Raw genomic sequence first — 23,868 nt, 5'->3', positions numbered from 1 at the left:
AAAAGAAGTAAAATATAATCAAAACATAACCAATTTTTATATTTAGGAAGGAATGAACAACAAGTGAGAGAGACGATTCGATTAACCACAGCGCAAGCACTTATTAAATTCATTAACCAACAATACATTTCAATTGATGGGGTAGAAAAACCATTTATTAAAGGTATTTTTAATATTTTTGGTCATGGAAACGTTTTAGGTATAGGGGAAGCGTTGGAGCAAGACCCTGGACACCTTGATGTGATTCAAGGGAAAAACGAGCAAGGGATGGCTCATGCGGCGATTGCCTTTAGTAAACAAAAATTAAGAACCGAAGCCTTTGCTGTAACAGCATCTGCAGGTCCAGGTTCAGCGAATATGGTGACAGCTGCCGGGACAGCTTATGCCAATAATATTCCTATGTTGATTTTACCAGCAGACACATTTGCTACAAGACAACCAGATCCTGTGTTACAGCAGTTAGAGATTGATCATAACGGAGCGATGACAACAAACGATGCTTTTAAAGCGGTAACGCGTTACTGGGACCGCGTGCAACGTCCAGAACAATTAATGAGTAGCTTGATTCGTGCCTTTGAAGTGATGACAAACCCTGTCACAGCAGGACCTGTTGCAGTGTGTCTGTCTCAAGATGTGGAAGGAGAAGCCTTTGACTATGACGTTGAGTTCTTCAAAAAACGTGTTCACTATGTGGATCGTCAATTACCATCACCTAGAGAAATCGAAGGTGCGGCAGCACTGATTAAAGCAAGCAAGCGTCCGGTGATTATTGTAGGGGGCGGGGCGAAGTATTCTTTTGCTGGTGACGTATTACAAGAATTATCAGAGAAACACATGATCCCTTTAGTGGAAACCGCTGCAGGAAAATCAACCGTAGCGTATACTTTCCCTAACAATTTAGGTGGGACAGGTATTTTAGGAACATCAGCAGCAAATCATGCCATTGATGACGCTGACTTAGTGATTGGTATCGGGACGCGTTACAGTGACTTTACCACCTCGTCTAAAACAGCCTTTAATTACGATCAAACTAAGTTCTTAAATATTAATGTGAGTCGTCCACAAACGTATAAATTTGATGCGTTCCAAGTAGTTGGAGATGCTAAAGTGACGCTAGAAGCCTTGTTACCATTACTTGAAGGTTATGAAACAGCCTTTGGTGAGCAATTAGCTGAGTGGCGTAAAGAATGGTACGTTGAGAGAGAACGTCTACATAACACAACCTTTAACCGTGATAATTTTGAACCAGAAATTAAAGGGCATTTCGATCAAGAGACTATGAACGATTATGCAGATGCCTTAAAGACAGAATTTACGCAAACGGATGCTTTTATTACGATTAATGACACAGTAGAAAAAGGCAGTATTCCTGTTGCTTCTGCTGGATCTTTACCAGGAGATATGCAACGTTTGTGGGATCCAGAAGAAGCAAACACATATCATTTAGAGTATGGGTATTCATGTATGGGTTACGAAGTAGCGGGAGCTATGGGGGTTAAAATGGCGGAGCCAGACAAAGAAGTTTATGCTATGCTTGGCGATGGTAGTTTCTTAATGCTTCATACAGAACTTGTGACCTCTTTACAATACGGTCACAAAATCAATGTGATGTTATTTGATAACTCTGGTTTTGGTTGTATTAACAACCTCCAAATGGGGAACGGAAGCGGCAGTTACTTCTGCGAATTCAGAACCCATGACAACCAAATTATGACCATTGATTATGCGAAAGTAGCAGAAGGTTACGGAGCTAAAGTTTACCGTGTTAACAACCGTGAACAGCTAATTGCAGCGATTGAAGAGGCTAAAAAACAAACGGTTTCAACCTTAATTGACATAAAAGTCCTACCAAAAACTATGACAGACGGTTATAATGGATGGTGGAATGTTGGTGTGGCAGAAGTATCTGAGAAAGAAAGTGTCAGAGAAGCTGCTGCAGCAAGAAAAGAAACATTAAAAGGTGCTTGGAAATACTAAGCAAAGAAAGATGGAAGGAAGGATACCCCCGTGTCCTTCCTTTTTGTGAGGGATGAAAGTGGGACAAATTGTTTTTAGTGAAACCATTGTGTTAATTTTTTACATGATGGTCGGATGGTTTTTAAATAAAAAGGGTGCATATAAACCATCTGTCAGCGTATTTATTGGGATGTTACTAACCCATGTCGCCTTACCTGCGGCGATTATTCATAGTTTTCAGGTTGAGAGGACACCAGAAATTTCGAAGTTAATGGTAACGACTTTTGTGTATTCTCTGATTATGTTACTAGTAACGCTAGGTGTAGGCTATGTATTAGCAACCGTATTTAGAAAAAAAGGCGTGCTAAAACGACTTTGGGTTAATTGCTTAACTTTTTCTAATATTCTATTTATCGGAATCCCCATTGTGGGACGGTTATACGGTCAAGAAGGGTTGATCGTATTAGTAGTCTATAATACGGTGACGAGTTTATTTTTATTCACCATTGGCATTATGATTTTTTCTAATACGAAACAAGCGCGTGTGAAAGAAATATTTACCACGCCCACCATTGTTGCAGCTTTTGTCGGGATTGTGTTTTTTGCTTTAGGTATTAAACTACCTCAGCCAATCACAACCTTTAATGAAGTAATGAGTGGTATGACCGCACCTTTAGCCATGATTATTAATGGGGCGTTGTTCTCTCAAAATAGCATTAAGTCATTAATTGTAGACAAGGATAATTTACAATTTACCTTAGCTCGGGTGATACTCGTACCTCTTTTATTTATCTGGGCACTGCGTCTCTTGATTCATGAGCCGGTGATTTTAGGTGTTCTTACCTTAGTAACAGGAATGCCAACAGGTTCATTGAATGCCCTGCTTGCAGAAGAGTATGGCGGTGAAGGGAACAAGGTTTCTCAGTACATTGCACTGAGTACGGTAGTAAGCATGTTAACATTACCAATTGTCATGACATTATAAAAAAAGCGAGAGCACAGGATGTGTGTTCTCGCTTATTTTTTTTCAGATTTTCTTAACCCAATTGGTACACGACTTTCTGTGCCTGACAGAATGCGTTTAATGTTATCTCTGTGGCGAATAATAATAAATAAAGTGATTCCAGAAGCTAAGATTGTTAACAACCAATCTTGTTCAGGTAATACTTGAGGCCAGAAAAGAGGAAGTAAGACAGTAGATAAAGTAATCAAAAAGGCACTCAACATACTCGTCAAACTAACCATGCTTGTGATAAGTAATAGAATCACAAAAATACTGGCAGAGTAAACAAAAAAGATAGGGCTATAAGCTAATAACATTCCTGCACTTGTGGCCACGGCTTTACCACCCTTGAATTTACCGAAAATTGGAAACGTGTGACCTAGTATTGCGGCTACACCAAACCATAAAGGATTAATGTCCAAGTGGAACAGTGTAGGAAGGGAAGTCGCCAAGGTTCCTTTTAAAATATCCATGAATAATACGATAATACCGGCTTTTTTACCAAGAACACGAAAGGTATTCGTTGTTCCTGTATTGCCACTACCAAATTGACGGATGTCTTTTTGATAGAATAATTGCCCTAACCAAACGCCTGATTGCAATGAACCAAGTAGGTAGGCCAAAATAAATAATAACAAGGGTTTCACGTCATATCCTCCTTACAAATCTTACTTATTTTATCATGAAACCCACCAACTCACAATTAGAATTATCCTCCAGTGTTTTTTTAATCCTGTTGCCATTTTATGAACAGAAGTGGGCTAGACCTTAGTGAAGAAGAGAAAATACGTATTTTTAAGTAAAAAAATCAATGAACATCCTTGGAAGTGGTTACAACAGGGCTTTTTGCGCTGTTTTATAACAATAAAGCGTACTTTGTTGTCTAATAATACGTTAATTATATGTATTTTAAATGTAAAAATAAGGACAATTATTTAATTATTATAGAATTTAATCGGTTTCAATGATATACTCAAAAGGTATTCAAAAGTAATACTATGTGAATTCTAAGGAGGAAAAAGGAATTGTTTAAAAAAGCACTTAAGTATGCAAGTGTAATGGCCCTAGCGGTAACATTAACAGCTTGTGGAAGTAGTAATGATAGTGGCGCGGCAAAAGAATCAGAAGGAAGTAAATCACTTGATAAATTATCAATCGGTTTTGTTCCATCAAGAGATCCAGAGGAGATTGTTTCTGCAACTGAACCATTAAAAGAATTACTAACAAAAGAAATGAAGGAACAAGGATATGACATCAAAAATGTTGATATCACTGTTGGAACAAGTTTCGAAGCTGTAGGTGAATCATTATCTGCTGGTACATTGGATGTAGGGTTCATTCCAGGTGGTACTTATGTTTTATATGATGACGATGTGGATGTATTGTTAACAGCAACTCGTTCAGGTCTATCAATCGATTCAGATGATGCAAAAGAATGGAACGACAACAAACCAACTGCACCAACTGACAAACAAGCAGAATTTTACAGAGCATTATTAATCGCTGGACCTTCTAAAAAAGGGCAAGCATTAGCTGAAAAAGTTAACAAAGGTGAAGAATTAACATGGGATGAATTAAATGACGCATCATGGTCAATTATGAACCCAACATCACCAGCAGGATATATTTTCCCAAGTTTATGGTTAAAAGATAACTTTGGTAAAAACTTAACTGACTTGAAATCAAGCGTTCAAGCAGATTCTTACGGTAGTGCTTTTGCCCGTTTAGCTTCTGGACAAGTTGACGTTGTGTTATCATATGCTGACGCTCGTCGTGACTTTGAAGAGAACTGGACTAAAGAGTATAACCAAAAAGAAAGCATCTGGGATGAAACAAACGTTATTGGTGTAACTCCACCAATCTTCAACGACACAATCTCAGTAAGTAAAACATCTAAAAACATGGATGACGACTTGAAAAAAGCGTTAGAAACAGCATTCATCAACCTTGGTAACACTGAAGAAGGTAAAGAAGTGATTGCTATTTATAGCCACGAAGGATACAAACCAGCTTCATCAAAAGATTATGACAATGAACGTGAAGCTCAAAAATTAATCCAAGAAGAAACGAAGTAAAATAAGATTAGTAAACTGTGACTGTTTTCATGGTCACAGTTTATTTTTAAGAAGGGACAATTTTTATGATTAAGTTTCAAAATGTACAGAAAACCTATCCAAATGGTTATGTCGGCTTAAAAGATATTAACTTAGAGATTGAACAAGGCGAGTTTATCGCGATTATCGGATTATCTGGAGCAGGTAAGTCAACCTTGATTCGTTGTGTCAATAAAATGCATGATATTACAGAGGGTTCTTTAGAAGTAAATGGAACAGAAGTAAGCACATTAAAAGGAAAAGATGTACGTACCTTCAGAAAGAAAATCGGCATGATCTTCCAATCGTTTAATTTAATTACTCGTGCAACTGTTTTAAAAAACGTGATGATTTCATCTGTGTCAGAGTTATCTTGGTGGCGTAGATTATTGGGTGTCTTCCCAGAAGAATCTAAAATTGTTGCTTTAGAAGCGTTAGACAATGTAGGGATTTTGGATAAGGCATTTACTCGTGTGGATCAATTGTCTGGTGGACAACAACAGCGTGTGGCATTAGCTCGTACTTTAGCTAAAAAACCCGAAATTATTTTAGCTGATGAACCAGTTGCTGCGTTGGATCCTGTCACAGCCCGCGTGGTTATGGATGATTTCAAACGTATCAATAAAGATTTGAATATTTCTGTCTTAATTAACATTCACCATGTGGATTTAGCGTTAGAATATGCTGACCGAGTGATTGGTATTCGTAAAGGTGAAATAGTGTTTGATGGCCCGTCTGAGAATGTAACACAAGAGGTCCTGGATCAAATCTATTTAGAAGATAAAAAGGAAGGTTAAAAGGATGAAAGATTTATTTAAAGGTAAAACGATTAACTTACCTAATGGTAAACAGGTCGTTGAGAAGCCGTCCGTTGCGCCCCTTGTAACCGTCATCGTTTTGGTTTTTACGTTTGTTTCAATGAGAGTTACTAAGTTCGATTTTGAAGCATTGGCAACACGAGGTAATGAGTTTTTCGTTATTTTAGGTAAGATGATTCCACCTAATTTAAGCTATTTAGACTCTGTGTGGGGCTTTTTATTTGATACGATCAAAATGTCTCTACTGGGCTCTTTATTAGGTGCGTTAGTAGCTGTTCCTTTAGCTTTGCTGGCTTCATCTAACATTGTCCCAAATCGTTTTGTCACAGGTTTTTTTAAATTGATTTTAAGTATCATGCGTACGTTACCAACGATTGTAACAGCTTTGATCGCTACCTTCATTTTTGGGATTGGACCAATGGCTGGTACATTAGCTATTTTTATTTTTACAGTGGCGTATGTTGGTAAATTAACGTATGAACAAATTGAAGCACTTGATATGTCAACATTTGAAGCGTTGGAATCAATGGGATTAACAAAATTCCAAGCGTTCCGTTACGCAGTAATTCCAGAAGTATTACCGACCTATTTATCAACGTCTCTTTTCAACTTTGAAGGGAACATTCGTTATTCAGCTATTTTAGGTTATGTTGGCGCGGGTGGTTTAGGTATTTTATTAAACAAAGAACTCGGATTCCGTAATTATAGCAACGTAGGAACGATCCTACTTGTTTTAATTGTGACCGTTGCTATCATTGAAATGATCAGTGAATACGCAAGAAAGAAACTACAATAATAAAGGAGTATGACAATGAATCCAGGTATAGAAGCAAAATTGCGTGAAGAACCTTCAAAAAAAATGCAATATGCCATGTTGATCGCCATTATTGTTGGTGCGTTTGTTTGGTCACTATCTGCTGTATCGTTTAATGAAATGGATAATGGTGGTTGGCAAATTGCGGTTAAAATCATTCAAGGTATTTTAACCCCAGACATGGACCTATTGATTAATTTTACCAATCAAGGGGTATTATATTTATTATTTGAAACAATCTGTATTGCCTTTTTGGGAACGATTTTTGGAGCGATTTTATCGATTCCAGTGGCGTTCTTAATGGCACCTAGTGTTGTACCAAAACCTGTATACTTATTAACACGTTTCTTCGTTATTATCATTCGAACAGTACCAGCGATTGTTTACGGATTAATGTTTGTTCGTGTATCAGGCCCAGGTCCTTTTGCAGGGGTACTGACCATGTCTTTAACCTCAATCGGGATGGTATCTAAATTATACGTTGATGTGATTGAAGACATCGACACAGGCGTTCTTGAAGCAATGGACTCAATGGGATGTACCACATTCGAAAAAATTCGCTTTGGTATCATTCCTCAATTAAGTGCCAACTTCGCTTCAATTACGATTTACCGTTTTGACATGAACTTACGTGATACGACGGTACTTGGTTTAGTAGGAGCTGGGGGTATTGGTTCACCACTTATTTTCGCGATGAACTCATATCGTTGGCATCAAGTAGGTTCGATTTTAATCGGACTGATTGTCTTGATTTTACTTGTTGAAGTATTATCAAACAAATTAAGAAGCAAATTAGTAAATGGATAAGGAGTGTTAAGCATGAACGTTACTTTTTTATCTACAAGTGACACTCATGGTTACGTATACCCGACTGATTACCGTTCGCGTAATCAGTCTTTATCTTTTGGTCTGACAAAAGTAAAAGAGGTATTTAACCAGATAGAGAAAGAAACACACCACAGTGTGATTAAAATTGACAATGGGGATTTTTTACAAGGGTCTCCTATGAGTTATTACATCGCCAAAGGAAACACAGACGTTTCCATGGCTGACATGATGAATGAGATGGGCTTTGATGTTGGCGTATTAGGCAATCATGAGTTTAATTATGGACTTGATTACTTGAAGAAAAACATTGACAATTTGACTTACCCTATTGTCTGTGCCAATATCACTTTTGATAATGGGGACTACTTAACAGGGAAACCTTATGTTATTTTAGAGCGGGATGGGTTGAAAATAGCTGTGTTAGGTTTAACAACACCTTATATTCCACACTGGGAACAACCAAAAACCGTAGAGGGCTTAGTCTTCCATTCTGTCGTAGAAACAGCCAAAGAATTTGTTCCTAAACTACGTGAAGTAGCAGATGTTGTTGTTGTCAGTTACCACGGTGGGTTTGAGAAAGATTTAACCACAGGAGAACCAACAGAAACCTTAACGGGAGAAAATGAAGGGTATGATTTACTTCATGATGTTCCAGGGATTGACGTGCTTCTAACAGGGCATCAACACCGTGTCATTGAACTAACCACAGAAACATGTGCTGTTACACAACCAGGGGACAAAGGCCGTTACATCGGTCGTGTTGACGTTACCGTAGATGAAACGTCCCATAAGGTGACAGAACGTTCTGCACAGTTGATTGAAGTAAATACCTTGGCGGAAGATGAGACCTTTGTTGCTAAGTTTACGCCGTTATTAAATGAAGTAGAAGAGTGGTTAGATCAAGGATTAGGCAAAGTTGAAGGGGATATGACCATTACAGACCCAATGGCCGTCCGTGTTTGTGGTCATCCTTATATTGAGTTCATCCAAAACGTCCAACGAGATGCGACTGGGGCGACGATTTCAGGCACTGCGTTGTTTGACAACAATGGAAAAGGTTTCCAATCAAACATTAGCATGCGAGACATTGTCACAAATTATATCTACCCTAACACATTAGCTGTTCTTCGTTTAACGGGAGCGGATTTAAAAGCCGATTTAGAGCGCTGTGCGAGCTATTTTGACGTGAACGAGGACAATCAGTTGGTTGTTAGTAAAGAATTCTTAGAACCAAAGGTAGAGCATTACAACTATGATATCTACAGTGGGATTGAGTATGACTTTGATATTCAACACCCTAAAGGTCAACGGGTAACAAAGCTAAGTTATAATGGGCAACCTATCGAAGACAACCAAGAATTAGATGTGGTGATGAACCAGTACCGAGCAGTCGGCGGTGGGGACTACGACATGTTTGGTTCTGATAAAATTATTAAAGAAGTCACTGTTGATATGACAGAACTTATCTCAGAATACCTGATTAAGAACCCTGTGATTCAAGCGACACAGCCAAATAATTTTAAAGTAATCTATTAAAAAGAAGCACTAGAAGAGAACCATCTTCTGGTGCTTTTTTCGCTTCCAAAAAGTAAGCATATCAATTGTATTATTATCAGTTTCCTAGTAAAGTGATGATATAGAAAGGAGGAGACGATATGAAAAAAAATACGTTAGGGGCGTTGATTTATTTACGTATTGCCCGGTTTACCAATCAAAGCAATGAACTAAGTCATCAGTTTTTGGCAGACTACGGGTTAACTGCTGCCCAGTTTGATGTCCTCCTTCAATTATCCGAGCATCAACCAGTGTCACAACAAGAACTCGCCGAGAAAGTCCTAGTTTCTCCTGGAGGTATGTCTAAAATGTTAAAACGTTTAGAACAAGAGGGACTTATCCAAAGACAAGTCGAATGGAAAACAAAATTCATTCGCTTAAGCGATAAAGGTCAAGAACGATTAGAGTCTGTCTATCCTAAGCAACTGGCGTTTCAAACCTCTTTATTCGAAGCCAGTTTGACAAAATCGGAACAAAAAGAGTTATACAAGTTGGTGACAAAGCTGCAACAAAAAACAGAACAAACCTTACTTAATCAAAAAAATAAGACAGACATAAAAGGAAATAGGAGGCAACAGATATGACAAAATTACACATTGATCCAACCAAAGGAATGGAATTTGGGTTGTATTCTTTAGGGGATCACATGAAAAACCCAGTAGATGGCAAGCGAATTTCTGCTAAACAACGACTAGATGAGCTAGTGGAAGCCGCTGTATTAGCAGAACAAGCGGGTATAGATGTCTTTGGTGTGGGAGAAAGTCACCAAACCTATTTTACAACGCAAGCTCACACTGTTGTGCTGGGAGCCATTGCCCAAGCCACAGAACGAATTAAATTAAGCAGCAGTGCCACCGTCTTAAGTGTGGCAGATCCCGTCAGAGTCTACGAAGATTTCGCAACCATTGATTTATTATCTAATGGACGTGCTGAAATTGTGGCAGGACGTGGGTCAAGAGTAGGAGCGTATCATTTACTAGGCGTCGATTTACAAGACTATGAAGACATCTTTGAGGAAAAATTAGGCTTGTTAAAATTAATTAATGAAGAAGATGTGGTGACATGGGAAGGGAAATTCAGAGCGCCTCTTAAAGGAGCCATGATTTACCCTCAACCCTTAGAAGACACATTACCGATTTGGCGTGCAGTAGGCGGTCCTCCGGGAAGTGCAATAAAAGCAGCTCGTATGGGGTTACCCATGATGTTAACTACGTTAGGTGGGCCAGCGATGAACTTTAAATATTCTGTCGATATTTACCGAGAAACGCTTATCGAAAATGGTTATGACCCGAAAGATTTTCCAGTGGCTACGACGAGTCTATTTCACGTAGGGGACACCACGCAAGAAGCCCTTCGAGGGATGTATCCTCACATTGATACGGGCTTCAAAACCATTCGTGGTACAGGTTATCCCAAAGCACAATTCGCTGAAGCGCCAAGTAGAACAGATGCCCTAATGGTGGGAGATAAGAATCAAATCATTGAAAAATTATTGTTCCAACATGAGTTATATGGCATGAGTCGTTTTATGGCACAAATTGATTTTGGTGGGGTTCCCTTTGACAAAATTATGAAAAACATTGAGATTATTGGTAATGATATTTTACCTGAAATTAAAAAATATACCCGTCAGGAAGAAGTGATTTAAAATGAACGTTGTATTGTTAGTCGGCTCAATTGTAGGAAATAAAACAAGAACAGCTCTTCTTGCTATGGAGAGTATGTTAAAAGAACAAAGGCCAGATATGAAGATTAAGGTTGTGGATTTAGCAGGAAAAGACATTGTTTTTAGCGATGGTAGACCCTATTTTGAGTACACTGGGGATACTTTAGATATAGCATCAGCATTGATGGAAGCAGACGGTATTATCATCGGTACGCCTACGTTTCAAGCGTCAATCCCAGGCGTCTTAAAAAATGTGTTTGATTTATTACCAATATATGCCTTTCAAGATAAAGTCGTGGGGGTTATTACTACTGCAGGGACACCCAAACATTATTTAATGGTTGAACATCAATTAAAACCTATCTTATCCTATATGAAAGCTATTCATTTAACGAATTATGTCTTTTTAGAAGAACAAGATGTAGATCAAGGAGCTATCGTGAATGATGACATTAAGACGCGATTAGACCGTTTAGCTAAAGAGTTCAGTCAGACTTTAGACAGCCGACGTTTCATTCAAGAAGCCATTAATAATAGCTTTGATTTCTAAAAAGAAGAGTCACTAACCGACCCCTCTCTTATCAATCAGATAAGAAGATAACGGTTAGTGACTCTTTTATTTTAAGGCCTCTAATGCGATTAGGATATGCATAGCGCTACCTAATAATAGACAATCTTCATTGATTTTAAATTGAGGGTGATGGTTAATATAGCCACACCCCTCTGCTTCAACGCCTGCACCTAAAAGAAAGAAAGCGCCAGGACGAACATCTGTATAAGCAGAAAAATCTTCACTTCCCATTAAGGGTTCTATTTCTAAAATGTTCTCAGGGTTGATGATTTGACTAATGGCATCATGAGCCATCTCAGTAGCTAAAGGATTATTATTAATCGAACCGTAGCCTTCATGGTATAACAAATCAAAATCAGCACCATACATTTGGCAGATATGAGAAATAGTCCTATGTAGCTGTTCTTTCAGCTGTTGCCTTGTTTCTGGTCGATTGGTTCTAACAGTCCCGCTTAAAGTAGCTGTACCAGGGATGATGTTGCTTGCTTGGCCTGAATGAAATTCTCCAAAAGAAATAACGGCTTTATCTAAAGGACTGATTGTTCGAGAAATGATGTTGTTTACATTTGAAATGATTTCAGCACCAATCATAATCGGATCGATGGCGACTTCTGGTGTGGAACCATGAGCGCCTTTTCCTTTGATTGTTAGATGAAAGGTATCGGATGCAGCTGTCACAAAGCCTGACATAAGAGCAACTTGTCCAACAGGCATCATCGGAGCGACATGAAGACCGAATACTTTATCCACATCATCTAAAACACCTAGTTCTACTAATTCCTTCGCTCCGCCTGGTGGTACTTCTTCAGCCGCTTGGAAAATAAAGGTCAAGGTTCCTTGTATTGAATCTTGCATAGTGGCTAATACTTCTATGGCGCCAAGTAGCATGGCAGTGTGCGCGTCGTGACCGCAAGCGTGCATGACGCCAGTGTGCTGTGAAGGAAACGTCACGTCTGACTCTTCTTCAATAGGCAACGCATCGATATCCGCTCTTAAAGCGATGTGTTTGCCGGGGTGTGCTCCGACTAATGTTGCAACGACACCTGTGCTACTTAACCGCTGGTGTGTAATGCCTTCGAATTGATCAAGGATGGACTCAATATAGCGAGTAGTTTCAACTTCTTTGTAAGATAATTCAGGGAATTGATGAAGATGACGACGCCAACGACTCAGATTCTTTTGAGAGACTAGTTCTAAAACGTTCATTTGTTACACCTCATTTTTTTATTGATGGTTCTGTTTAACAAAGAGCATACTAAGACAAGTTAGGATGCCTAGAGATAAAAAATATAAAAAGACAGTTAGGTAAGAACCTGTCGTTTCGACTAACAATCCGATAACCAATTGAGCAACCGCACCGCCAATAATACCGCCTGTAGCGATGGTAGAGTAACTAGGAGCGAATAGTGCTCCTTCGAAACGTTTCATAGGTATGGCCATGAGAACGACGAATGTGGTCGTTAAAAACAAAGATGCGATACCTAAAAGCAACGTGAATAAATAAATGTTTGATAGAAAATAGGAAACAAAGACTAAGATACCTGCGATGAATGAGGAGACCATGATGATTTCTTTGTCTTTATTCGCGAAGAAATGACTGGCAATGTAACTACCTCCAAGAGCGCCTATAAGTGATAGTAAGCCGATAAAGGAGGCAATGAAGCCTGATTGTGTTAAGCTTAAAGCTCTAACGGATGTTAAATAGCTAGGCAACCAGTTATTTAGCCCGTAGACTAAATTATTAGCGAAGAAGGCCGCGAAGAACAAAGACCATATCATCGGCATCTTCCAAATAGTACGGATAGGGACCGCACTGGCAGCTAATTTTCTCTGATTGGTAGTTCTGTTCTTAGGAATAGTAAAGGCCACAATCACAGCGATTGTTAAAGAGACAATGGTTAGTAAGGTATAGCCTGCCCGCCAACCATTGATTTCAATGATAGGAGAGAGTAGAATGGGACCTAACACACCAGCGACACCTGATGATGAAATGAGGATTCCTTTAACGAAGGTCCGTTTTTCAATAGGGAAAGAGTCTGTCACTTCTTTGCTCGCAGCAGACGCATAACCTGAATGTGCCAACATGCCTGTCAACAAACGCATAGCGATGAGCATTTCAACGCTTGAGCTCCTACCGAATAAGAAGTCAAAAACACCAATAAGTACTAAGGATGAAAGGATAACTAGTCTTGCACCGAATCGATTAATGAGGAAACTCATAGGAATTTGCATTAGGGCATAACCTATGAAAAAGGCGCTAAGAATGAGCCCTTTTGTCCCTTCTGACATAGGGTAATCTTTATCAATAGAAACAATCGAAATACCAACAGATAATTTATCGATATAAACCATCATATAACCAAGGAATAACGAACATAAAACGAGATTGGGATGTGCTTGTTTTCTTTTATTTATCATAACACCAGTCCTTTAATACAGTTTAATATTAAATATGTTTATTTGAACATTTAATTCCTTACTACTATACACGTAAAACCATGATTTGAAAAGAGAACAACGCATAAAATACTAAAAGATTAAACTTTGCAAGATGAGACGTTTTGTATTAAAATATGACTAGTTGAAGATACGAGAGACAAATCAGCTTGTGACCAAGTTGTTTTTTTTTGCTTCTATCTATCTAAAAATTGCTTGAAACAGACACATAGTTTCAAGACAAAGGAGTTTTTTGAATGTCAAAAAGACAAGAAGGACAATATGATGATGCATCCATACAGGTATTAGAAGGCTTAGATGCTGTAAGGAAAAGACCTGGTATGTACATCGGTTCAACAGATTCTAAAGGATTACATCATTTAGTATTTGAAATATTTGATAACGCTGTGGACGAGGCTTTGTCTGGTTACGGTGATGAAATTGATGTAACGATACATAAAGATAATAGTATTAGTGTCAGAGATTATGGTCGTGGGATACCAACCGGGATGCACCCCTCAGGTAAACCGACCATTGAAGTGATTTTTACCGTTCTCCATGCTGGAGGTAAATTTGGTCAAGGGGGCTACAAAACATCCGGAGGTCTTCATGGTGTAGGTGCCAGTGTTGTTAACGCTTTGTCAAAAGAGATGAAAGTGACAACCGTTAAAGACGGTACACAAGTAGATATCCGTTTTGCCAATGGCGGAAAGCCTCAAGGAACAATTGCCAAGAAGAAAGTGGCTAGTAAAAAAAATGGATCGATTATTACGTTTACCCCAGATGACACGATTTTTTCAACAACTAATTATTCCTACGACATCATAGCAGAACGTTTACGTGAATCAGCGTTCTTATTAAAAGGGATAAAGATCACATTAACAGATGAGCGTCATGATGTTACTGAAACCTTCTTGTATGAAGATGGAATTAAAGCGTTCGTCGCTTATTTAAATGAAGACAAAGATGATTTAACTCCCGTGATTTATTTTGGCGGGGAAAAAGAAGGCATCGAAGTCGAATTTGCGTATCAATACAATGATGGTTATTCAGAGAATACGTTATCTTTTGTTAATAACGTTAGAACTCGTGATGGAGGAACCCATGAAGCGGGAATGAAGTCTGCCTTGACGAAATCTTACAATGATTACGCCCGTAAAGTGGGATTACTAAAAGAGAAAGACAAAAACCTAGAAGGAACAGATTTTAGAGAAGGGTTATCAGCCATCATCTCTGTTAGAATTCCAGAAGACTTGCTTCAATTTGAAGGACAAACAAAAGGAAAACTAGGAACCCCTGTGGCTCGAACGATTGTAGACAGTGTTATTAGTGATCAACTAGGCTTCTTTTTACAGGAAAATAGTGACATGTCACAAATGCTTATCCGTAAAGCCATTAAAGCCCGAGAAGCGCGAGAAGCGGCTCGAAAAGCCCGAGAAGATAGCCGGAACGGCAAGAAGAAACGCAAAGGGGAAGCGTTACTTTCTGGTAAGTTAACCCCAGCCCAATCTAAAAACCCTAAACGTAACGAATTGTACTTAGTGGAGGGAGATTCTGCGGGAGGATCAGCTAAACAAGGACGAGACCGTAAATTCCAAGCTATCCTACCTTTACGTGGTAAAGTTATTAACACTGAAAAAGCGAAGTTACAAGACATCTTAAAAAACGAAGAGATTAACACCATGATTTATACCATTGGTGCCGGTGTGGGCGCTGATTTTGATATTGAAGATTGTAATTACGATAAAGTCATCATCATGACCGATGCGGATACAGATGGGGCACATATCCAAGTGTTACTGCTAACCTTTTTCTACCGCTATATGAAACCGTTAATTGAAGCGGGCAAAGTCTACATTGCTTTGCCTCCTTTATACAAAGTGCAAAAAGGAACAGGCAAGAAGGCTGTTATAAATTATGCTTGGACAGATGAAGAATTACAAGAAGTTACAGATACTATGGGTAAAGGCTACATGCTCCAACGTTACAAAGGACTTGGTGAGATGAATGCCGACCAATTATGGGAAACCACAATGGACCCAGATTCAAGAACGTTAATTCGTGTTAGAATAGATGATGCGGCACAAGCCGAGCGACGTGTGACCACATTGATGGGGGATAAAGTAGAACCTCGACGTAAATGGATAGAAAAAAATGTCCAGTTTACCATGTCAGAAGAAGGTAGCATCTTAGAAGGCCATGATGCCAGTCCAAAAGATGACTCAGAAGATTACGAAGAGATTAAATTATTTTAACGCCCATAAAGGAGAGACAAAGCAATGAGTGAAGAACGTGGCATTCAAGAGCTAACCCTTGAAGAAGTAATGGGAGACCGATTTGGTAGATATTCTAAGTATATTATCCAAGATCGAGCCCTCCCTGATATAAGAGATGGATTAAAGCCAGTACAACGACGTATTTTGTACTCAATGAATAAAGATGGCAACACATATGATAAAGCTTTTAGAAAATCAGCTAAGTCTGTAGGGAATATTATGGGGAATTATCATCCTCATGGGGACAGCAGTATTTATGAAGCCATGGTTCGAATGAGCCAAGACTGGAAATTACGCCAACCCCTAATCGAGATGCATGGTAACAATGGTAGTATGGACGGTGATCCGCCTGCAGCCATGCGTTACACGGAAGCCCGATTATCAGAATTAAGTGGGGAATTACTTAAAGATATCGAAAAAGAGACCGTTGATTTCATTTGGAACTTTGACGATACAGAAAAAGAACCAACTGTTCTTCCAGCTAAATACCCGAACCTGTTAGTGAACGGGTCAACAGGAATTTCAGCAGGGTATGCGACGGAAATTCCAACACATAATTTAGCAGAGGTAATTGATGGTACAGTGTATCTGATTGATCACCCGAATGCCTCCGTTGAAAAATTAATGGACTTTATTCCAGGGCCAGATTTCCCAACAGGTGGAATTTTACAAGGGAAAAAAGAATTGCGTAAAGCGTACGAAACAGGGCGTGGGAAAGTTATTTTACGTTCTAAGACAGCCATTGAACCTCTAAAAGCTGGGCGTGAACAAATCGTTGTGACGGAAATTCCTTATGAAGTAAATAAGGCGGTTCTTGTCAAAAAAATGGATGAATTGCGGTTATCTCGTAAGTTAGAAGGAATTTCAGAAGTCAGAGACGAGAGTGACCGTACAGGCCTTCGCATTGTGATTGAATTGAAAAAAGAAGTGGACGCGAATGGTGTCTTGAACTACTTATTCAAAAATACAGACTTACAAATTAATTATAACTTTAACATGGTAGCCATCCACGAATTACGTCCGAAACAAGTCGGCTTAAAAACAATGTTAGAAGCATACCTTGTTCATCGTAAAAGTGTGATTACTAAGCGCAGTCAATTTGAACTGAAAAAAGCAGAAGCCCGTCAACATATTGTTGAAGGTCTGATTAAAATGTTATCTATTTTAGACGAAGTGATTGCCGTTATCCGAGGAAGTAAAGATAAGAAAGACGCAAAAGCGAATTTAATGACGCGTTTTGATTTTACAGAGCTTCAAGCAGAAGCGATTGTCTCTCTTCAACTGTACCGTTTAACCAACACTGATATCACAGCACTAGAAGCGGAAAACAAAGAGCTATCAGCAACAATTGAAGGATTACAAGCTATTTTGACAGAGGAAAAAACATTGTTAACGGTGCTTAAAAAAGAACTAAGAGAAGTCAAAAAACAATACGGTAACCCAAGATTAACTCAGCTTGAAGACAAGATAGAGGAAATCCAAATTGAAACAGCTGTCCTCATTCCTCAAGAAGAGGTGATGGTAAGCGTGACAAGAGAAGGGTACATTAAACGTAGTAGTTTACGTTCTTATAGTGCCTCAAAAGAAGATGCGATTGATATGAAAGAAACAGATGCCCTTGTTTTTTCTGGACAACTTAATACCCATGATCACTTATTGTTTGTTACCAATAAAGGTAACATGTTGTATCGACCTGTTCATGAGTTAGTCGACAAACGTTGGAAAGAAGTTGGGGAGCATTTATCTTTAAATGTCACGAACTTCGAAGCAGAAGAGCATATTATGTACGTTCATGCGTATACCAATCTTGAAGAAAACAAGAACTTTGTGTTTATTACCAAAGAAGGAATGATCAAACAAACCTCCCTTGGGGAATTCTCTCCTTGGCGAACATATAAGAGTCGTTCAACGGCTTGCATGAAACTTAAAACCAAGACGGATGAAGTGATTGCTACCTACCTAGTAGATGAGTCAGAAGATTACCGTGTTGTTTTAGGAACACACCAAGCCTTTGGGTTGTATTATGATTTAGAAGAAGTCCCAGTAGTTGGTTCTAAAGCGAGTGGGGTTAAAGCAATCAACTTAAAACCAGAAGATTATGTGGTCAACGGTCTGATTATACCGGCTAACGAAGAGTCTGTGTTAGTGATTGTAACCCAGCGCGGCGCAGCTAAGAAAATGAAATTAACTGATTTGACTAAATTAAGCAGAGCTAAACGAGGCTTAATGCTACTAAGAGAGTTGAAAAAGAACCCTCACCGCATTGTTTATTTAGATATGGCTAGAGCGAATCAAATGCTCTACCTGACGTCTGAAAAAGGCGGAGCAGAGTTTGCTATAGCAAGTTCTGATTTGACGACAAGCGACCGTCAATCCAACGGAAGTTTTGTGATTGATGAAAAAGAAATGGGAGAAACGATCCACGTTAGCTCTAAAATAATAGAAGAATAAGCGAAAAAGACCATTATCCTGGGGATAGTGGTCTTTTTTATCCTCTTAAAAAAACATTCTTGTTTATTAAAAGTGAAAAGATATTTAAACTAAGAATATTTTTCACAAAAGGTCTATACTAATCAAAAACGAACACACTTAATGAACACCTGTTGTAAAACAGGTTTTGATTTACCTTACTGTTATAGTACAGTTGTACGTATTATTGAAACAGAGTGAACAAAGAGATTTCACTGATTTAATAAGGTGAAAACCCTTTATTTATAAGGGTTTGTAAAAGATTGTGTAAAAAATAACAAAAAAGTTCGTTTTTTTACACTATAACACTTGTATGATTTTAGTCTTGTGTTATAATGAACATGTAAAACAAATATAAAACTTAAAAACCTAAAAAAACTAATTACAAGTATTGAAGGAGGATTCTCATAATGGGACATTGGGATGGATTTAAAGGCGAAAAATGGCGCGAAACGGTGGATGTTAGAGACTTTATTCAAGCTAACTACACAGAATATAAAGGTGATGACAGCTTTTTAGAACCAGCAGCTGAAAGTACAGAAAAATTATGGACAAAACTGCAAGAATTATTTGAAGTACAACATGAAAAAAATGGTGTGTACGACATGGATAACAATATCCCAGCTACCATCACTTCTCATGAACCAGGTTACTTAATCAAAGAAGAAGAAACAATCGTTGGTTTACAAACCGATGTACCATTGAAACAAGCATTCATGCCTTATGGCGGGATCAACATGGCTAATAACGCTCTAGAAGCGAATGGCTATGAATCAGATGCAGAAATAACTCATATCTTTACTGACTATAGAAAAACACATAACCAAGGTGTATTCGACGCTTACACACCTGAAATGAGAGCAGCTAGAAAAAATAAAATCATCACTGGTTTACCAGATGCTTACGGCCGTGGACGTATTATCGGAGATTACCGTCGTTTAGCTTTATACGGAATTGATTTCTTAATCGCTCAAAAGAAAAAAGATTTAGGTAACGTTGGTAATAAAACAATGACGGAAGAAATTATCCGTTTACGTGAAGAAGTATCAGACCAAATTCGTGCTTTGGTTGATATCAAAGAAATGGCAACTTACTACGGCTATGATATCTCTGCTCCAGCTAAAGACGCGAAAGAAGCGATCCAATGGACTTACTTTGGTTACTTAGCAGCAATCAAATCTCAAAACGGTGCGGCAATGTCAATCGGACGTGTCTCAGCATTCTTAGATGTTTATATCGAACGCGACTTACAAAATGGTGTCATTACAGAACATGAAGCGCAAGAAATGATTGATCATTTGATTATGAAACTTAGAATGGTTAAATTTGCTCGTACACCAGATTATAACCAACTATTCTCTGGTTACCCAATTTGGGCAACATTATCAATTGCTGGTATGGGACTAGATGGTCGTTCATTAGTAACGAAAAGTGATTTCCGTATCTTGCATACGCTAACAAACATGGGACCATCTCCAGAACCAAACTTAACTGTTCTTTATTCTTCTCATTTACCAGAAGGCTTCAGAACATACTCAGCTAAAATTGCGAAAGAAAGTTCTTCTATCCAATTTGAAAACGATGACTTATTACGCGCTAACTGGGGATCAGATGACTGTGCAATTGCTTGTTGTGTCTCTGCAACTGTTATGGGTAAAGACATGCAATTCTTCGGCGCTCGTGCTAACTTAGCAAAAGCTGTTCTTTACGCTATCAATGGTGGTGTGGATGAAATTACAAAAGCACAAGTATCACCTAAATTCCGTCCAATGACTGGAGATACATTAGAATATAACGAATTCATCGATCGCTTCAAAGACATCATGGATTGGTTAGCAGAATTATACGTTAACACATTAAACGTGATTCACTTCATGCATGACAAATATGCTTACGAAGCACCACAATTAGCGTTTATGGAAACACACTTGAACCGTACATTCGCTACAGGGATTGCTGGTATTTCACATGCAACAGATAGTATCATGGCTATCAAACATGGTAACGTACAAGTTATCCGTGACGAAAACGGCTTAGCAGTGGACTATGTACCACAAAACGAATTCCCAACGTATGGTAACGACAGCCAAGAAGCAGACGCTATGGCTAACTGGATTTTAGAATACTTCATGACACAAATTAAACGTCAACATACTTACCGTAACTCAACACCAACAACGTCATTATTGACAATTACATCAAACGTTGTGTATGGTAAAGCAACTGGTAACACACCAGATGGTCGTCGTGCAGGTAAACCATTAGCACCAGGTGCTAACCCAAGTTACCAAGATGGTAAATTCTTAGGTGAGAAAAATGGTCTTTTAGCATCATTGAACTCAACTGCTCGCTTGAACTACAAAAATGCCTTAGATGGTATTTCTAATACACAAACAATTAACCCTAATGGTTTAGGTAAAGATGATGCAACACGTATTAATAACTTAAGAAACGTATTAGATGGCTACTTTGACAATGGTGGATTCCACATCAACGTTAACGTCTTCACAACGGATCTATTATTAGACGCTCAAGCTCATCCAGAAAAATACCCTAACTTAACTATCCGTGTCTCTGGATACGCTGTTAAATTCCGTGACCTAACTCCGGAACAACAAGCGGATGTTATTGCTAGAACGGCTCACGATAGAATGTAAGACTAAAAAATTAAGAGGTGGCTGATTCCGATTGGTCGCCTCTTTTTAGATAAGGAATGGATAATGATGGCAGAAAAAGTAACAGGAAGAATTCACTCAACTGAAAATTTTGGTACCGTAGATGGACCAGGCGTACGTTTTATCGTATTTATGCAAGGATGTAAAATGCGATGCCAATTTTGTCATAATCCAGACACCTGGAAAATCGGTGGAGGACGTGAAGTGACAACTGATGAAATACTTGAAGAAGCCTTACGCTATAAGAACTATTGGGGAGAAGACGGAGGCATCACGATTAGTGGTGGAGAACCCTTACTTCAACAAGAATTCATTATTGATTTGTTTACCAAAGCAAAAAAATTAGGAATTCATACCACCATAGATACTTGTGGTCGTCCATTCACTTATGAGGAACCTTTCTTTAGTGAATTTAATCGCTTAATGGAAGTTACCGACTTATTATTATTCGATGTCAAACACATTGATAAAGCCGGACACAAGGAATTAACCATGAATGATAATGACACCATTCTTGAAATGGCGGAGCATTTATCAAAAATTGGCAAACCTGTTTGGATTCGTCACGTCCTAGTTCCTGAAAGAACAGATTATGATGAGTACTTGATCCGCTTAGATGCTTTTATCAAAACATTAAACAACGTGGATAAAGTGGAAGTCTTACCATACCACACCATGGGCCGATACAAATGGCAAGATATGGGATTGAAATACCCATTAGAAGGCATTGAACCACCAACGAATGATCGAGTGAAAAATGCTCAAGCCTTACTCCATGTAGAAGATTATACAGGTTACAAAAACAGATAGTTGCTTAAATATCCTCACATGAGTATACTTAAGCTAAGACACAAACAAGTACTTACTAGGGTTCCGTTGTCAATAGACTGACAAGACTGGTCCAAGAGTAAGCCTGCCTTCACTAGATATAAGAAGGTCGACACGGAAGGATAAAAGCCTGGGAGATGTATTTCTCCTAGGCTTTTTTGTGTTTGTAAGTGTGTTAGAAGAAGAGAAGGAGTGAAAGATATGACACGAAGTTGGGGCTATATCCTGATTGCTGCAATATTTGAAGTGATGTGGGTAATGGGATTAAAACATGCACAAAGTCCACTAGAATGGCTAGGAACAGCGATTGGGATTGTGGTGAGTTTTTATTTTATGATTAAGGCAGGAGAAAAGATTCCAGTTGGCACGGTGTATGCGGTGTTTGTTGGACTTGGTACCACTGGGACTATTCTAGTGGATGTCTTAGTGTTCCGACAACCCATTAAAGGATTAACCCTACTGTTTATTGGGTTACTGCTAATCGGAGTGATTGGGCTAAAAATAACGTCAGATGAAGAAAAAGAACAGGAGGAATCGTAATATGGCATGGTTTAGTTTAATTGCAGCAGGCTTATTTGAGATGCTGGGGGTTAATAGCATCAATCAATACGTTAAAGAAAAAAGCCTTAAAAATATGGTTCTTTTAATCCTGACCTTTAGTGCGAGTTTTCTGTTGTTATCTTACGGGATTAACCGCTTGCCTATGAGTACAGCTTATGCTGTATGGACGGGAATTGGGGCTTCAGGAGGGGCGATTCTAGGTATTGTTTACTACGGAGAATCTAAGGAACCGAAGCGGTTGTTCTTCATCGCGTGCATTTTATTATCAGCGATTGGTCTGAAATTTATTTCCTAAATAATTTTAGCATCTCTCTTGATATATGATATAATAGACCCATGCAAAAAATTTATTGGAGGAATGTGACATTATGTCAAAAATACTAGTCTTTGGACACCAAAATCCTGATACAGATGCGATTGCTTCTGCTATCTCATTTTCATACTTACAACAACAATTAGGAAAAAACACAGAGGCGGTAGCTTTAGGCACTCCCAATGAAGAAACAGCTTATGCTTTAAATTACTTTAACGTAGAAGCTCCAAGAGTCATTGAACAAGCCTTACCAGAAACCAACCAAGTGATGTTAGTGGATCACAATGAAGCCCAACAAAGTATAGCTGATATTAAAGAATTAGATGTATTATCTGTTGTGGATCACCACAGAATCGCCAACTTTGAAACGGCTAATCCATTGTATTACCGCTGTGAACCAGTGGGATGTACGAATACTATCATCTTAAAATTATATAAAGAACACAACGTAGAGATTCCAAAAAACATTGCTGGTATGATGTTATCTGCCATCGTGTCAGATTCTCTATTATTCAAATCACCCACTTGTACACCAGAAGATGTGGCAGCTGCAAAAGAATTAGCAGTAATCGCTGAAGTGGATGTGGACGTTTATGGATTAGATATGTTAAAAGCTGGCACTAACCTTGGCGACAAGTCTGAGTTAGCAATCATCAACGGTGACGCTAAAACATTCCCAATGAGTGGGAAAAACATTCGTATTGGTCAAGTCAATACAGTGGACGTTGATGAATTGATGGCTCGTCAAGAAGCGTTAGAAGCAGCTATGACGACTGAAAATGCTGAGAACGGGTTTGATTTGTTCTTACTAGTCGTGACGAATATCTTAACCAGTGATTCTACAGCATTAGTTGTTGGTGAACCAAGAGAAAAAATTGAAGAAGCCTTCAATGTCACATTGGAAAATAATAAAGCGGTCTTAAATGGCGTTGTATCTCGTAAAAAACAAGTAGTACCACCATTAACAAACGCTTTTAACTAAGTCGATTAATGAAGCTTTCAAGACT

Annotated in this window: 20 protein-coding genes and 1 riboswitch; of the genes, 17 read left to right on the top strand and 3 right to left on the bottom strand. The window is 38.6% G+C overall.

Annotation, left to right across the window (positions count from 1 at the left end; genetic code table 11):
- Positions 1-63 precede the first annotated feature (63 nt).
- Positions 64-1,977: a 3D-(3,5/4)-trihydroxycyclohexane-1,2-dione acylhydrolase (decyclizing) gene (iolD, locus tag ACVWM0_RS05600; RefSeq protein ID WP_476471663.1), complete on the top strand. Its 1,914-nt coding sequence runs from the start codon at positions 64-66 to the stop codon at positions 1,975-1,977.
- Between the two features lie 58 nt (positions 1,978-2,035).
- The gene (locus tag ACVWM0_RS05595) at positions 2,036-2,941 is read left to right on the top strand and encodes an AEC family transporter (RefSeq protein WP_476471662.1); all 906 of its coding nucleotides are present in this window, start codon (positions 2,036-2,038) and stop codon (positions 2,939-2,941) included.
- A gap of 32 nt (positions 2,942-2,973) precedes the next feature.
- On the opposite strand, the gene plsY is transcribed toward ACVWM0_RS05595, so the two are convergent.
- On the bottom strand, positions 2,974-3,606 hold the full coding sequence (gene plsY, locus ACVWM0_RS05590) for a glycerol-3-phosphate 1-O-acyltransferase PlsY (RefSeq protein WP_476471661.1): 633 nt from the start codon (positions 3,604-3,606) through the stop codon (positions 2,974-2,976).
- A gap of 378 nt (positions 3,607-3,984) precedes the next feature.
- On the opposite strand from plsY, the gene ACVWM0_RS05585 reads away from it, so the two are divergent.
- The 8 genes from ACVWM0_RS05585 (at position 3,985) to ACVWM0_RS05550 (ending at position 11,282) form a co-directional block, all read left to right on the top strand.
- Complete coding sequence (locus ACVWM0_RS05585) at positions 3,985-5,034, top strand: phosphate/phosphite/phosphonate ABC transporter substrate-binding protein (protein WP_476471660.1); 1,050 nt, start codon at positions 3,985-3,987, stop codon at positions 5,032-5,034.
- Positions 5,035-5,099: 65 nt separating this feature from the next.
- The gene (phnC, locus tag ACVWM0_RS05580; RefSeq protein WP_476471659.1) at positions 5,100-5,849 is read left to right on the top strand and encodes a phosphonate ABC transporter ATP-binding protein; all 750 of its coding nucleotides are present in this window, start codon (positions 5,100-5,102) and stop codon (positions 5,847-5,849) included.
- Positions 5,850-5,853: 4 nt separating this feature from the next.
- Positions 5,854-6,666 carry a phosphonate ABC transporter, permease protein PhnE gene (gene phnE / locus ACVWM0_RS05575; RefSeq protein WP_476471658.1) on the top strand — a complete coding sequence of 271 codons (813 nt, stop codon included), beginning with the start codon at positions 5,854-5,856 and terminating at the stop codon, positions 6,664-6,666.
- A gap of 15 nt (positions 6,667-6,681) precedes the next feature.
- Positions 6,682-7,491 carry a phosphonate ABC transporter, permease protein PhnE gene (gene phnE / locus ACVWM0_RS05570; RefSeq protein WP_476471657.1) on the top strand — a complete coding sequence of 270 codons (810 nt, stop codon included), beginning with the start codon at positions 6,682-6,684 and terminating at the stop codon, positions 7,489-7,491.
- Between the two features lie 12 nt (positions 7,492-7,503).
- Positions 7,504-9,048 carry a bifunctional metallophosphatase/5'-nucleotidase gene (locus tag ACVWM0_RS05565; protein ID WP_476473630.1) on the top strand — a complete coding sequence of 515 codons (1,545 nt, stop codon included), beginning with the start codon at positions 7,504-7,506 and terminating at the stop codon, positions 9,046-9,048.
- Between the two features lie 119 nt (positions 9,049-9,167).
- Positions 9,168-9,650 (top strand): MarR family winged helix-turn-helix transcriptional regulator, encoded by a 483-nt coding sequence (locus ACVWM0_RS05560; RefSeq protein WP_476473629.1) that lies wholly within the window; start codon positions 9,168-9,170, stop codon positions 9,648-9,650.
- Entirely contained in the window at positions 9,647-10,714 is a 1,068-nt protein-coding gene (locus ACVWM0_RS05555) for an LLM class flavin-dependent oxidoreductase (protein WP_476473628.1), read from the top strand. The genes ACVWM0_RS05560 and ACVWM0_RS05555 overlap by 4 nt, the downstream gene beginning before the upstream one ends.
- 1 nt (position 10,715) lies before the next feature.
- On the top strand, positions 10,716-11,282 hold the full coding sequence (locus ACVWM0_RS05550) for an NADPH-dependent FMN reductase (protein ID WP_476473627.1): 567 nt from the start codon (positions 10,716-10,718) through the stop codon (positions 11,280-11,282).
- 66 nt (positions 11,283-11,348) lie between these two features.
- On the opposite strand, the gene ACVWM0_RS05545 is transcribed toward ACVWM0_RS05550, so the two are convergent.
- On the bottom strand, positions 11,349-12,509 hold the full coding sequence (locus ACVWM0_RS05545) for a M20 metallopeptidase family protein (protein ID WP_476473626.1): 1,161 nt from the start codon (positions 12,507-12,509) through the stop codon (positions 11,349-11,351).
- Between the two features lie 18 nt (positions 12,510-12,527).
- Positions 12,528-13,721 (bottom strand): MFS transporter, encoded by a 1,194-nt coding sequence (locus tag ACVWM0_RS05540; protein ID WP_476473625.1) that lies wholly within the window; start codon positions 13,719-13,721, stop codon positions 12,528-12,530.
- Between the two features lie 275 nt (positions 13,722-13,996).
- On the opposite strand from ACVWM0_RS05540, the gene parE reads away from it, so the two are divergent.
- The 7 genes from parE to ACVWM0_RS05505 all read left to right on the top strand — a co-directional run bounded on the left by parE (position 13,997) and on the right by ACVWM0_RS05505 (position 23,843).
- Positions 13,997-15,994 carry a DNA topoisomerase IV subunit B gene (gene parE, locus ACVWM0_RS05535; RefSeq protein WP_476473624.1) on the top strand — a complete coding sequence of 666 codons (1,998 nt, stop codon included), beginning with the start codon at positions 13,997-13,999 and terminating at the stop codon, positions 15,992-15,994.
- Positions 15,995-16,018: 24 nt separating this feature from the next.
- A complete protein-coding gene (gene parC, locus ACVWM0_RS05530; protein ID WP_476473623.1) occupies positions 16,019-18,466 on the top strand; it encodes a DNA topoisomerase IV subunit A in 2,448 nt (815 codons plus the stop codon).
- A gap of 428 nt (positions 18,467-18,894) precedes the next feature.
- On the top strand, positions 18,895-21,141 hold the full coding sequence (pflB, locus tag ACVWM0_RS05525) for a formate C-acetyltransferase (protein WP_476473622.1): 2,247 nt from the start codon (positions 18,895-18,897) through the stop codon (positions 21,139-21,141).
- A gap of 66 nt (positions 21,142-21,207) precedes the next feature.
- On the top strand, positions 21,208-21,969 hold the full coding sequence (pflA, locus tag ACVWM0_RS05520; RefSeq protein WP_476473671.1) for a pyruvate formate-lyase-activating protein: 762 nt from the start codon (positions 21,208-21,210) through the stop codon (positions 21,967-21,969).
- A 44-nt stretch (positions 21,970-22,013) separates the two neighbouring features.
- A riboswitch (guanidine-I (ykkC/yxkD leader) is annotated at positions 22,014-22,126 on the top strand.
- Positions 22,127-22,188: 62 nt separating this feature from the next.
- Positions 22,189-22,527: a DMT family transporter gene (locus ACVWM0_RS05515; protein ID WP_476473621.1), complete on the top strand. Its 339-nt coding sequence runs from the start codon at positions 22,189-22,191 to the stop codon at positions 22,525-22,527.
- 1 nt (position 22,528) lies between these two features.
- The gene (locus tag ACVWM0_RS05510) at positions 22,529-22,843 is read left to right on the top strand and encodes a DMT family transporter (protein WP_476473620.1); all 315 of its coding nucleotides are present in this window, start codon (positions 22,529-22,531) and stop codon (positions 22,841-22,843) included.
- Between the two features lie 73 nt (positions 22,844-22,916).
- Entirely contained in the window at positions 22,917-23,843 is a 927-nt protein-coding gene (locus ACVWM0_RS05505; RefSeq protein WP_476473619.1) for a manganese-dependent inorganic pyrophosphatase, read from the top strand.
- Positions 23,844-23,868 lie beyond the last annotated feature (25 nt).

The sequence above is a fragment of the Vagococcus sp. 211 genome, assembly GCF_056322705.1.
The sequence above is the reverse complement of the archived record's forward strand: the minus strand, read 5'-3'. Positions and strand labels throughout refer to the sequence as shown.